The organism is Sporofaciens sp. SGI.106 (assembly GCF_050314255.1).
Lineage (GTDB): Bacteria > Bacillota > Clostridia > Lachnospirales > Lachnospiraceae > Claveliimonas.
Genome location: NZ_JBNPMZ010000009.1, coordinates 38,182 through 51,885 on the forward strand (window position 1 = coordinate 38,182; position 13,704 = coordinate 51,885).

General features: G+C 44.2%; 10 protein-coding genes. 5 read left to right on the plus strand and 5 right to left on the minus strand.

Annotated features, from left to right (window positions below):
* Positions 1-78 precede the first annotated feature (78 nt).
* The 4 genes from ftsH to ACQRCC_RS08460 all read left to right on the plus strand — a co-directional run bounded on the left by ftsH (position 79) and on the right by ACQRCC_RS08460 (position 5,942).
* On the plus strand, positions 79-2,004 hold the full coding sequence (gene ftsH / locus ACQRCC_RS08445; protein WP_427850372.1) for an ATP-dependent zinc metalloprotease FtsH: 1,926 nt from the start codon (positions 79-81) through the stop codon (positions 2,002-2,004).
* A 95-nt stretch (positions 2,005-2,099) separates the two neighbouring features.
* On the plus strand, positions 2,100-3,938 hold the full coding sequence (uvrC, locus tag ACQRCC_RS08450) for an excinuclease ABC subunit UvrC (protein ID WP_427850373.1): 1,839 nt from the start codon (positions 2,100-2,102) through the stop codon (positions 3,936-3,938).
* Positions 3,939-4,061: 123 nt separating this feature from the next.
* Positions 4,062-4,985, plus strand: coding sequence for an HPr(Ser) kinase/phosphatase (gene hprK, locus ACQRCC_RS08455; RefSeq protein WP_427850374.1), 924 nt, complete (start codon positions 4,062-4,064; stop codon positions 4,983-4,985).
* Between the two features lie 21 nt (positions 4,986-5,006).
* Positions 5,007-5,942: an ROK family glucokinase gene (locus tag ACQRCC_RS08460; protein WP_427850435.1), complete on the plus strand. Its 936-nt coding sequence runs from the start codon at positions 5,007-5,009 to the stop codon at positions 5,940-5,942.
* A gap of 192 nt (positions 5,943-6,134) precedes the next feature.
* On the opposite strand, the gene ACQRCC_RS08465 is transcribed toward ACQRCC_RS08460, so the two are convergent.
* Positions 6,135-8,639 carry a transglycosylase domain-containing protein gene (locus ACQRCC_RS08465; protein ID WP_427850375.1) on the minus strand — a complete coding sequence of 835 codons (2,505 nt, stop codon included), beginning with the start codon at positions 8,637-8,639 and terminating at the stop codon, positions 6,135-6,137.
* 143 nt (positions 8,640-8,782) lie between these two features.
* Here ACQRCC_RS08465 and ACQRCC_RS08470 point away from each other — a divergent pair, with 143 nt between their 5' ends.
* Positions 8,783-9,433 (plus strand): YigZ family protein, encoded by a 651-nt coding sequence (locus tag ACQRCC_RS08470; protein WP_427850436.1) that lies wholly within the window; start codon positions 8,783-8,785, stop codon positions 9,431-9,433.
* A 36-nt stretch (positions 9,434-9,469) separates the two neighbouring features.
* Here ACQRCC_RS08470 and hpf read toward each other — a convergent pair whose 3' ends face one another.
* From hpf to typA, 4 genes are all read right to left on the minus strand, one after another.
* Positions 9,470-10,003, minus strand: a complete 534-nt coding sequence (gene hpf / locus ACQRCC_RS08475) for a ribosome hibernation-promoting factor, HPF/YfiA family (protein ID WP_427850376.1) — start codon at positions 10,001-10,003, stop codon at positions 9,470-9,472.
* Positions 10,004-10,106: 103 nt separating this feature from the next.
* Positions 10,107-10,718, minus strand: a complete 612-nt coding sequence (locus tag ACQRCC_RS08480; protein WP_427850377.1) for a phosphate-starvation-inducible PsiE family protein — start codon at positions 10,716-10,718, stop codon at positions 10,107-10,109.
* A 26-nt stretch (positions 10,719-10,744) separates the two neighbouring features.
* A complete protein-coding gene (locus tag ACQRCC_RS08485) occupies positions 10,745-11,638 on the minus strand; it encodes a phosphatase PAP2 family protein (protein WP_427850378.1) in 894 nt (297 codons plus the stop codon).
* An 18-nt stretch (positions 11,639-11,656) separates the two neighbouring features.
* Positions 11,657-13,489 (minus strand): translational GTPase TypA, encoded by a 1,833-nt coding sequence (gene typA, locus ACQRCC_RS08490; RefSeq protein WP_427850379.1) that lies wholly within the window; start codon positions 13,487-13,489, stop codon positions 11,657-11,659.
* Positions 13,490-13,704 lie beyond the last annotated feature (215 nt).

Consider the following 13,704-nt stretch of genomic DNA (forward strand, 5'->3'; position numbering starts at 1 on the left):
TTTTCATAATGTTTTTATTGATTTTAAAGAGGGCTGTACTTATAATAAGAAAGGTAAGTACAGGAGGATAAGATTAAAATGAATAATCAGAATAATAATCGGAATAACAAGCCGGATCCGAATCGGAATAATAAGCAGGGAATTGCTTTTATTTTTATAGTGACTCTGATTACCTCCCTGATTGTGATGGCAATGTATCAGTTTCAGGGAAGTGGAAATGCGAATGAGATTACCTATGATAAATTCCTTCAGATGGTTGATGACAAGAAGGTAGATGAGGTTATCATTTCCAGTGACCGGATTCAGATTAAGGCAAAGAAGGAAGACGGCAAGCGTGCCCAGGAATACTATACGGGTGTAGTTAATGATGACGGCCTTACAGAACGTCTGGAGAAGGCAGGAGTGAAGTTCACACAGGAGATTCCGGATACCACATCTATGGTGGTGCTGAATCTGATTTCCATGTTCCTGCCGATCGCATTCTTTATTGGAATGGGAATCTGGATGGTGCGCCGGATGTCAAAGGGCGGCGGCATGATGGGCATCGGGAAGAGTAATGCCAAGATGTATGTAGAAAAAGAGACCGGTGTTACCTTTAAGGATGTTGCGGGACAGGATGAAGCGAAGGAATCACTTCAGGAAGTTGTGGATTTCCTTCATAATCCGGGAAAATACACAGGAGTGGGAGCAAAGCTTCCCAAAGGAGCCCTGCTTGTAGGACCTCCGGGAACCGGTAAAACGCTGCTGGCCAAGGCAGTAGCAGGCGAGGCTAAAGTGCCATTCTTCTCACTGTCCGGTTCTGCATTTGTGGAAATGTATGTTGGTGTTGGTGCTTCACGTGTGCGTGACCTGTTCAAGCAGGCCCAGCAGATGGCACCGTGTATTATTTTCATTGATGAGATTGATGCAATCGGTAAGAGCCGTGACAATCAGCTTGGAGGAAATGACGAGCGTGAACAGACTCTGAATCAGCTTCTGGCTGAGATGGATGGATTTGACACAAATAAGGGACTGTTACTTCTGGCAGCAACCAACCGTCCGGAGATTCTGGATCCGGCATTGCTTCGGCCGGGACGATTTGACCGGAGAATCATTGTGGAGCGCCCGGATCTGAAGGGACGTGTGGATGTCCTGAAGGTACATTCCAAAGATGTTAAGATGGATGAAACGGTAGATCTGGAGGAAATTGCACTGGCAACTTCCGGCGCTGTGGGATCTGATCTTGCAAATATGATCAATGAGGCTGCGATTAATGCGGTAAAGCATGGAAGAAATGCAGTATCACAGAGTGATTTGTTTGAAGCAGTGGAAGTGGTTCTGGTCGGTAAAGAAAAGAAAGACAGAATCATGAGTAAGGAAGAACGCAGGATTGTATCTTATCATGAGGTTGGACATGCTCTGGTAAGTGCTCTTCAGAAGGATGCGGAGCCTGTACAGAAGATCACTATCGTGCCAAGAACCATGGGAGCTCTCGGTTATGTTATGCAGACACCGGAGGAAGAAAAATTCCTGAATACGAAAAAAGAACTGGAAGCAATGCTGGTTGGTATGCTGGCAGGTCGTGCGGCGGAGGAAATTGTTTTTGACACGGTTACTACAGGTGCTTCCAATGATATTGAAAAGGCAACTAAGATAGCGAGAGCCATGATTACCCAGTATGGTATGAGTGAGAAATTCGGTCTTATCGGGCTGGAATCTGTTCAGAACCGTTATCTGGACGGAAGACCGGTTGCAAACTGTGGAGAGGCAACCGCTGCTGAAATCGATAAGGAAGTTATGAAGATGTTAAAAGATGCCTACGAGGAGGCAAAACGGCTTCTCAGTCAGCATCGGGCATCTCTTGATAAGATCGCAGCCTTTCTTATTGAGAAGGAAACGATTACCGGTAAGGAATTTATGAAAATATTCTATGAGGCAGAAGGAATTGATCCGGAGGCAAAGAAAGAGCCTGAGGAGAGAATTGCCATGAAGGAGTTTTCCGCAGTGGAAGCTGAGACGGAATAAAAAAGCGGCTGTGCATGATGCACGGCCGCTTTTATGAGTCCCTTGTCATTTTCAGGGGAACAGAGGCATAAATAACAGGAAAGGGTTTTCGATGCATGTTTGATATTCAGGAAGAATTAAAGAAACTCCCGGGTAAGCCGGGGGTCTATCTGATGCATGATGAAAAGGATGACATTATATACGTTGGTAAGGCTATCAGTCTGAAGAACCGTGTGAGGCAGTATTTTCAGACCAGCCGAAACAAGGGAGTTAAGATTGAACAGATGGTGACCCATATTGCCAGGTTTGAGTATATTGTGACCGATTCTGAACTGGAGGCACTCGTTCTGGAATGTAATCTTATTAAAGAACACAGGCCGAAATATAATACCATGCTTATGGATGATAAAAGCTATCCATTTATTAAAGTAACCGTTGATGAGCCATTTCCACGGATTATGCTGGCACGTCGGATGGTAAAGGACAAGGCACGCTATTTCGGCCCATATACCAGTGCTGGAGCGGTAAAAGACACGATAGAGCTTATTCGTAAACTTTATCATATCCGGAGCTGTAACAGAAAGCTTCCCCGGGACATCGGGAAGGAGAGACCCTGTTTGAATTATCACATTCATCAGTGCAAAGCACCCTGTCAGGGATACATTTCTCAGAAAGAATATCGGGAATCTATTGATGAAGTATTACATTTTTTGAATGGAGACTATGATATAATTTTGAAAAATCTGAAAGAAAAGATGATGGAAGCTTCGGAGGCAATGGAATTTGAGAAAGCCATTGAATATCGGGAGCTTCTTAGTAGTGTTCAAAAGATTGCCCAGAAACAGAAGATTACCGATACTGCCGGAGAGGACAGGGATATACTTGCGCTTGCTGTGGATAACGAGGATGCGGTGGTCCAGGTGTTTTTCGTAAGAGGCGGCCGACTGATAGGAAGAGATCATTTTTATCTGAAAATCGCAGGAGAAGAGACGAAAGGGGAGATACTTTCCAGTTTTATCAAGCAGTTTTATGGAGGGACACCTTTTATCCCGCCCAGGCTCATGCTTCAGGAGGATGTGGAGGACAGGGAATTACTGGAAGAATGGCTGACTCAGAAAAGAGGACATCGTGTACATCTCCTGGTTCCCAGAAAAGGCAGCAAAGAAAAGATGGTTGAGCTGGCGGCAAAGAATGCTGCTCTGGTGCTCAGCACGGATAAGGAACGTCTCAAACGGGAAGAAGGAAGGACGATTGGAGCGGTAAAGGAGCTGGAGAAGCTTCTGGGGTTAAAGAATCTTAACCGCATGGAGGCTTATGATATTTCTAATACGAATGGCTTTGCATCGGTAGGTTCCATGATTGTATATGAAAAAGGAAAACCAAAGCGTAATGATTACCGTAAGTTCAAGATACGGGGCGTTCAGGGAGCCGATGATTACGCAAGCATGGAAGAGGTTCTGCGCAGGCGGTTTGAACACGGTATGCGTGAGAAAGAGGAGGGAAAAGAGCTGGGAGGATTTACAGCTTTCCCGGATATCATCCTGATGGACGGAGGACGTGGGCAGGTAAATGTGGCACTTCGTGTACTGGATGAACTGAGGCTTAATATTCCGGTCTGCGGCATGGTGAAGGATGATAATCATCGAACCAGGGGTCTTTATTACAATAATGTAGAGATACCCATAGACCGGAATTCGGAAGCATTCAGACTGATCACCAGAATACAGGACGAAGCGCACCGGTTTGCTATAGAATTCCATCGGAAGCTAAGGAGCCAGGGACAGGTACATTCTATTTTGGAGGATATTCCGGGTGTCGGACCGGCAAGGAGAAAAGACTTGATGCGTCATTTTCAGACGTTGGATGCCATCAAAAATGCAACAGTCGAAGAGTTAAAAGAGCTGCCTTCCATGAATGAAAAATCTGCCCGCGAAATCTACAAATTCTTTCACTAATGTGATATACTGAACGCATAGCGACGAACACACCGACATAGAGAAATCCACCGTCTGCTTGCAGACGAGGAGATTTCTCGAAGTGAGCGTTCGGAGCGAGGAAAGAAACGAAAGGAGATTGTCATGTCTAAAGTAGAGATGAAAAAAATCGTCGAAAAGATGAATTTAAGGAATCTGACCCCGGATATAGATTTATCCGGCAGATGTGTTGAGGTACCGGATATCAATCGTCCAGCTTTGCAGCTTACAGGCTTTTTTGATCATTTTGATGCAGAGCGTGTACAGATTATCGGATATGTAGAATATACCTTCTTAGAGAAGATGCCGGAGGAAAGAAAAAAAGAAGTGTATGCCGAACTTCTGTCATATAAGATTCCCTGTATCATTTTCTGTCGAAACCTTCAGCCGGAGCCTGCGCTTTTGGAAAAAGCAAATGAGATGGAGATACCGATTTTTTCAACGGATAAAAAGACATCTTCTTTTACGGCAGAGCTTATTCGATGGCTGAATGTACAGCTGGCACCTTGTATTTCTATTCATGGAGTGCTGGTGGATGTATATGGTGTTGGTGTCCTGATTATGGGAGAAAGCGGGATTGGAAAGAGTGAATCTGCACTGGAGCTGATTAAAAGAGGTCACCGGCTCGTCAGCGACGATGTAGTAGAGATTCATAAGGTCAGTGATGATACTCTGGTTGGAACAGCTCCGGATATTACCCGCCATTTTATTGAGCTTCGCGGTATCGGTATCGTAGATGTTAAGACACTTTTTGGAGTGCTGAGTGTAAGAGAAACGCAGAATATTGATCTGGTTATTACTTTGGAAGACTGGAACCGGGATAAGGATTATGATCGTTTGGGTCTGGATGAAGAATATACCGAATTCCTTGGAAATAAAGTAGTATGCCATCAGCTTCCGATTCGACCGGGAAGAAATCTGGCAATTATCGTTGAGACAGCAGCAATTAATCACAGACAGAAACAGATGGGATATAATGCTGCACAGGAATTATATAAGAGGGTTCAACAGAATCTTGCAAGAAAATAAAGAGGAGGGCAAAAAGAAATGCTGAAGTATTGTTTTGGAGTTGACATTGGTGGAACAACCGTAAAAATGGGGTTGTTCACAACGGTGGGGGAACTGATTCACAAATGGGAGATCAAGACCCGTACCGAAAATGGAGGGGAAGCTATTCTTCCGGATATTTCTCGGGCAATATTTGATAAAATGAAAGAGAGAGGCCTTGAAAGAGAAGATATTGTGGGTGTTGGAGTTGGAATCCCGGCACCGGTTAATGCAGAGGGAATCGTTAAGAATACTGCAAATCTGGGATGGGGCTATAAAGAAGTTGTCAAAGAGCTTTCAGAGCTCCTCGGAGGTATGAAAGTGGCTGCCGGAAATGATGCCAATGTAGCTGCTCTTGGTGAGATGTGGCTTGGTGCCGGGCATGGAGAAAAAAACATGATTATGGTTACTCTTGGAACCGGAGTCGGAGGCGGTGTGATCGTAGATGGAAAGATTCTTATCGGAGCAAATGGTGCAGGTGGCGAAATCGGTCATATCTGTGTGAACTATAATGAAGAAGACTGCTGTGGTTGTGGAAATAAGGGATGTCTGGAGCAGTATGCTTCCGCTACCGGTATTGCCCGGCTTGCAAGGATCCGCTTAAAAAAGAATGATGATCTAACAGTGCTTCGTGAACATAAATTTATCAATGCCAAGGTAGTATTCGATGCGGTTAAAGAGAACGATAAGGTGGCAATTGAGGTGGCAGAGGAGTTCGGAAGATATTTGGGACATGCACTGGCAAATCTGGCTGTGGTTGCAGATCCATCTGTTATTGTAATTGGCGGAGGTGTATCAAAAGCCGGTGAAGTACTGATTCCTTTTGTTGAAAAACCATTTCATGAAAAAGCATTTTTTGCCAATCAGGAGACCCGGTTTGTTCTTGCGACTCTGGAAAATGATGCAGGAATCTGCGGCGCTGCAAAATTGATTATTTAAAGAGAGGGATAAAAAAAGATTGCGCTTAGCGCAATCTTTTTTACTCTATAGGAAACTGCGTTTCCATAGAGCAAAAACCCTCCGGGGGATGCGCACTCCGGCGTAAGCAGAAGATGTCGCAGAGCGACCGCCGGAGGCACGAGAGTTCCGTCAGCGGAACTCTTTGTTCTCCATTTCGATTAGATATTAAGTTTACTGGGTTGGTGTATCTTCACCGGATTCGCCGCCACCGGATTCACCACCGCCGGATTCACCGCCGCCGGATTCACCACCACCGCCAGATTCACCGCCGCCGGTATTTCCACCGGTCGAGCTTCCATTATTACCGCCTGTATTATTCGAATCGGTATTTTCTGTTGTTTCTTCTTCTGGTTCTGGTTCATGTCCATAACATACTTCATCAGGCACTGTGTCAGGAGCAAAGTATTCCGTAATGGAAGGACAGCTTCCTGCACGTGCAAGAAGACCGGTTTCTGTACAGATTGTCTTCTTTACAATAGATGAAGGCATTACGAAATCTCTGTATTCCAGCCCTTCATGAATCCGGCTCATAATACTTCTCCAGATTCTGAAACGATATTGTGTGTCGATATTTGTCAGAGATTTGTTTTCATCATAACCACCCCATACAGCGCATGTATAATATGGAGTGTATCCACAGAACCAGAGATCTACGTCGTGATCTGTAGTTCCGGTTTTGCCGGCTACAGGCATATTATCGAGAGCAGCTCTACGTCCGGTACCATCAGTGACTACAGATTCCATTGCACTGGTAAGAAGTGCTGCTGTTGTATCTTTTAAAACAGTACGTGATTCCGGGGATGCTTCCAACAGTACGTTGCCATCGTGATCCAGAATTTTTGAATACAGCGTTGGATTATTATATACACCATGATTGGCAATTGATGCAAATGCGGCACAGAGCTGATAGTTGTATACACCCTTTGTAAGACCGCCAAGTGCGATAGACTCAACATTGTCAGAGTCTTCAATTGTTGTAAAGCCAAAATTCTTTACATAGTTATATCCAACCTGAGGAGTAATTTCCTGGATGGTTTTAATTGCACAGACATTCTGGGAATTCTCAATGGCAGTACGCATGGTAATGTAACCCATATAACTTCCGCTGGCATTTTTAAGAGGAGCACCGTTGGAATACTGCCACGGTTCATCCTTAATCACGGTTGCAAGTGTCTGACCACAGCTGTCCAGCGCGGGAGCATAGGTGGAAAGAATCTTAAAACAGGAACCGGGCTGTTCAGGATTGCCCTTATATGCACGGTTCAGGCTCTGGCTGGTCTCTTTTGTTCCGCGTCCACCGACCATGGCTTTGATTTGTCCAGTGCTCTGATCCATGAGAGTGACAGAAGCCTGAGGCTGTGGAGTCAGGTACATTACTTCATCGTAGGTATCACCTTCGCGGGCAATCGTAGACTTCCATTCTTCAACCATAGCTCGTGCCTCATCTTCGGAAGAGAAGAGAAGTCCATATTCATCACCATAAGTATTCTGTGCGTATTGTTTGACGTGACCGGAGCTGTAGTTTTCAACAGTACCGTCTGCACGTGTAACTGTCAGTGCATAAGACAATCCAACTTCTTTCAGCCACGGGTAGTTCTCGTCATTGTTCATTTCTTCATCACAGATCTGCTGCATTGCAAGATTCTGAGTAGAGTATATGCTGAGACCACCGCTGTACAATGCGTTATATGCCTGGGTTTCTGTATATCCAAGGCGATTCTGCAGATCCTGAATAACCTGTTCGGAAAGTGCATCTACAAAATAAGTATATGGAGAATCATCACCGAACTGGTTGTTTACGTTCTGAATTCTGGAATATACATCGTCAGCCATGGCTTCATCGTAAGCCGCCTGGTCAATATATCCCTGCTTCAGCATCTTGTTCAGTACCTCCGTGCGGCGTGTACTGTTCTCTTCCGGGTTTATAACAGGATTATATCTGGACGGATTCTGAGTAATTCCTGCGATAACAGCAGCTTCAGAAAGGGTGAGTTCAGAAACGTCTTTGTTAAAATAACGCTTTGCGGCGGATTGTACACCCAGACAGTTCTGACCAAGGTTGATTGTGTTCATATAACTTTCCAGAATTTCATCTTTTGACATCTGTTTTTCAATGTCCAGTGCCAGAAATTGTTCCTGAATCTTTCGTTCCACTTTCTCGTAAAAAGTATCTTCGGATACGAAATTCGGGAAAACATTATTCTTTATGAGCTGCTGGGTGATTGTGCTGGCACCTTCTGTAAAATGTCCGCCGTGGGCAAGTCCCACAACAGCGGCTCTGGCAATACCCTGAGGGTCGATACCCTTATGCTCATAGAAACGCTCGTCCTCAATTGCAACAAAAGCATGCTGGAGGTCAGCAGGAATTTCATCGATGGATTTATAAATACGGTTGGAACCTGAGGTGACAAACCGTTCAATCTCTGTTGTGCCATCGTCTGCGTACACAAAAGTCGTATATCCGCTTGGACGGACATCAGCCGGGGATACTTCAGGGGAATTATCCAGGATTTTTTTCAGGAAAATAAATCCTCCGGCAGCACCGGCTACACAGATGGCAATGAGACAGAGTAAAAAACCCTTGAATAATCTCACTCCTACACGTCTTCCCTGCATGGTTGCTTTTGACGTAATAGTTTTCTGCTTTTTAGAAGCTTTTCTCTTACCATAATTCATGAATTTGTGCCTCCTTCACACTTGATAATTATATCAAATATAGTAATTGAAATAAAGAAAAAAATAAAAACTTCATATTTCAGTAGGAAAAATTTAAGAAATTCGTTATAGTAGTATGTAGAAATATGAAGAAAGGTGAAAATATGTTGTCAGAATACCGTATTGCATATAAGGGCGGAGAAGGAGAAATCGTTGAGAAAAAGTCCCGGTTCATTGCAACTGTCCTGCCGGTGGATCAGGAAGAAGAAGCCCTTGAGTTTATTGAAAAAATGAAAAAAAAATACTGGAACGCAACCCATAACTGTTATGCATATGTGGTTGGAGACCGCCATGAAATTCAGCGTTACAGTGATGATGGAGAACCCGGAGGGACAGCCGGACGTCCGATGCTGGATGTACTTCTGGGAGAGGACATTCATAATGTGGCAGTAGTAGTAACCCGATATTTCGGAGGAACCCTTCTGGGGACAGGAGGGCTGGTGAGAGCATATTCTTCCGCGACGAAAGCAGGGCTGGCTTCTTCTGTGATTATAACCAAAATCCCGGGATTTAAACTGCGGATTACCACTGATTATACAGGATTGGGAAAGATACAGTATATTCTGGGAGAACGGAAGATACCGATTCTGGATACTGTTTATACAGATAAAGTGGAGATGCAGCTGGTTATTCCGGCTGTGCAAAAGGAGCAGGTGACAGACGCGCTGATAGAAGGAACGAATGGGAAAGTGCAGTTTGGAGAGGCGGAAAGCTGCTATTATGCGGAAATCAATAAAGAAATACTGGTTTTATAAAAAATCCCCCGGTTTTCCGGGGGATAATATGCTCTCTTATTGAAATTCAGGTTCGATCAGACCAAAGGTTCCGTTTTTACGGCGGTAAACGACATTTACTTCATCTGTCTCTGCGTTGCAGAATACAAAGAAATCATGTCCTGTAAGTTCCATCTGTACACACGCATCTTCAGGGAACATAGGTTTAATACCAAATTTCTTTGTACGGACAATTTTTATTTCGTTTTCCTCCGGAGCCTCTTCTTTTTCAAAGAATTCCGGCTGGAAAACACCGCTTTCCTGATGCTTGGCAACTAATTTATTTTTATATTTGCGCAGCTGACGTTCAATAACCTCTTCTACAAGATCGATAGATACATACATATCACTGCTGACCTGTTCAGAACGGATCAGATTGCCCTTGACGGGAATGGTCACCTCGATTTTCTGACGTTCTTTCTCTACGCTTAATGTAACGATGACTTCTGTGTCCGGAGTAAAGTACCTCTCCAGTTTTCCAAGTTTGTTCTGGATTGTGTTTTTAAGACCGGGTGTTACATCAATGTTCTTTCCGCTAATAATAAATTTCATACTGCCAACTCCTTTACGAGGTAATTTCAGAAAGACTAAAATCTGACAATTTATAAAATTATCTGCGTTCTATCTGATATATTCAGTATAACATGTTTATCTGTTAATGTATAGCGCGAATTACTTCAATTCGGGAAATTTTTCCCTCATGCATTTTCGCAACTCTCAAACCACAATCATTAAAGTAAATACATGCTCCGACACCGATATCCGTATGTTCTTCTTCAAGCTTCTGTGTCAGCAGACTTACAAGAGTCTCTTCATCAGTATCAGGAAGTGAGAGTTTCAGGATTTTATTGACGTAATACACCTTCGTGGACGCACGGAAAATATTCTTGTCTGAAAGGTCAAATTCACAGAACAGGAATTTTCTGGTGGCAAATAAAAGGGCAATAGCGGAAACCCCGATCAGGCTGGAAAGGGGGGAAGAGTGATCGATGATAATCTGTCTTGCAATTGCAAATAACAGTACCTCGAAAACAGTATCCGGAGTGTGGTAATACATCATCCGGATCAGCTCTACGCCGATGATCAGGTTAAAGCAGGTATCCAGGAGATCCTCATAATTGGGATATACATCCAGGTTGGGAATGTTGGAAAGGGAGCCTGCAAGACGAATACTAAGCAGGATAATCCCGATGGACAACATTATGGAAATGAAAAATTCCAGGATACTTGCAAGGTGTGTTAGTAGCAGGGTTACGTATTTTCTCATATTTTATCCTTCTCCCAATGAAATTATTATGCCGGTTTCTTCAGAACACGGCTGAACAGAAACGGGTAAATAACCAGTATCCATAACACCAGTATAAAATATTCCATTAGTTTTGCCAAGATAGAACTGCCTAAAATAAAGGAAATTCCTTCTTTTAACAGGATAGCGCCGACTAGACCGACTATAACTTTCACAAATTGCTGCCAGAGGTGAGATGTTTCAGTGGAAAAATGAAATCTCGTACGTTCCAGATACCAGCCTACTGCAAAACCGATACCGGCGCCTGCTGTTTTACAGCAGTCTGCAGCATAGTTGGAAGTGATGATTCCTCTTTTCAGCAGAATCATTGCATATGCAGCGCATGCCAGAGAAAGAAGAGCCATGAGAATGGCTATCTTTTTCTGGTGAGTCGTGTTCTCCATAAGGAAGTCCTGAAAATGCCAGATCAAAAAGGAACAGACGATAGAGACTATCATGGCTGTCAGTACATCCTTTGGAGTGTGGCATCCCAGATACATCCTGGAGAACCCAATCAGCATAAATGCGAGAACACAAAGAGTTTTCAGCCATATTCTGCGTGCTTTCAGAGCCAGCGGGAAAAAGAGTGATGTTGCTCCCTGCGTGTGCCCACTGGGAAAAGAATAGCCGGTGGCAGCGGGGATGGCACTTTCCACTGCGTGGAAGTTCGGATCCAGTATCCATGGACGTGGAATCCTGAATGTTATTTTCAGAGACTGAACCAGGATACCGGAACTGAAAAAACTGAATCCAAGTACGTAAGCCAGCCGTCTGTCCATGCACCAGTATATCAGGCAGATGACTGCAATAATCGGAATTTCCTGTCCTAAATAAGTGACAAATTGCATCAGATGATCCAGAAAAGGGGTACGAATCCCCTCAAGCATCCATAAAAAACTCATAATAACCTCTCAAAATAATTAACCCTGTTTGTAGTTGCTTCGTTTTCTAAGCTTTGGATCCAGAATCTTCTTGCGGATTCTCAGATTTTTCGGAGTTACTTCCAGAAGCTCGTCGGTATCAATGAAATCCAAAGCTTCTTCCAGACTCAAAACTCTCGGAGGAGTCAGGCGCAGAGCCTCGTCTGCACTGGAGGAACGGGTGTTGGTCAGGTGTTTTGTCTTGCAGATATTTACCTCAATATCATCTGTCTTTCCATTCTGACCAATGACCATGCCGGAATATACTTTTTCTCCGGGTCCAATGAATAAGGTTCCGCGTTCCTGAGCGCTGTAAAGTCCGTATGTGACGGATTCACCGGTCTCGAAAGCGATAAGAGAACCCTGTTTGCGGTACTGAATATCACCCTTGTATGGTGCATATCCGTCGAATGCCGTGTTGAGAATTCCATTACCCTTGGTGTCAGTCAGAAAATCGCCCCGGTATCCAATCAGGCCACGTGCCGGAATGGAGAATTCCATACGGGTGTAACCGCCGCTGGCAGTACCCATGTTGCGGAGCTCACCTTTTCGCTGACCCAGTTTCTCAATAACAACACCGGTAAATTCCTCCGGTACATCGATGTAGGCAATTTCCATAGGTTCAAGCAGCTTGCCTCTTTCATCATGCTTGTACAGAACCTCTGCCTTACTTACTGCAAATTCATATCCCTCACGGCGCATATTTTCAATTAAGACGGAGAGATGAAGCTCGCCTCGTCCGGATACCTTGTAGCTGTCGGTACTGTCTGTTTCTTCCACACGGAGACTGACATCCGTATTTAATTCCCGGAACAGACGATCCCGGATATGGCGGGAGGTTACGTATTTTCCTTCCTGACCGGCAAATGGACTGTCATTTACCATAAACTGCATGGCAATGGTAGGCTCGGATATTTTCTGGAACGGGATGGCAACCGGATTTTCCGGAGAGCAGATGGTATCACCGATGGAAATATCGGAGATACCGGAAATTGCTACAATGGAGCCGATGGTGGCTTCTTTTACATCAACCTTTTCCAATCCATCAAATTCGTATAGTTTACTGATGCGTACTTTTTCACGCCGCTCCGGATCATGTTCGTTGACTACGATCATATCCTGATTGACGCGAATGGTTCCGTTGTCTACCTTACCGATTCCGATACGGCCTACGTATTCGTTATAGTCAATGGTGCTGATGAGTACCTGGGTATCTGTATCGGGATCACCTTCCGGTGCCGGAATATAGTCCAGGATCGTCTCGAACAGGGGAATCATATTTTCCGGCCCGTCTTCCAGCTCCAGTACGGCATATCCGGCCTTGGCAGAAGCGTAAACGAACGGGCACTCCAGCTGCTCATCAGAGGCATCCAGGTCAATGAAGAGTTCCAGAACTTCGTCGATCACTTCCTCCGGACGTGCTTCCGGACGATCGATTTTATTAATGCAGACAATGACCGGGAGCTGAAGCTCCAGGGCTTTTCTCAATACGAATTTGGTCTGCGGCATAGCGCCCTCGAAGGCATCTACCACCAGGATAACACCATTTACCATCTTAAGGACACGTTCCACCTCACCTCCGAAATCGGCATGACCGGGAGTGTCTATGATATTAATTTTGGTTCCTTTATAGTAAACAGCTGTATTTTTGGACAGGATTGTAATACCACGTTCACGTTCAATATCATTGGAATCCATGACGCGTTCTGCAACTTCCTGATTTTCTCGGAAAACACCGCTCTGCTTTAATAGTTCGTCTACCAGCGTTGTTTTTCCATGGTCTACATGGGCAATAATCGCAATATTGCGGACATCTTCACGTTTGGTCTTCATATTAATTCATCCTTTTCTTTATCTGTTTTCTACCTATTTAATGTTATAACTAATATAGTGTATCACATTTTCAGAAATTTACAAGAATTAAAGAAATATGGTTTGAAAATATAAAATATGGTTCTAAACAGTCTGCAGGGTGCATAGACTAAGTATTACCCCGGGCAGGTTATGAGTACTCTGCGGGGAAAATGAATAAACTAAAAAATACGACT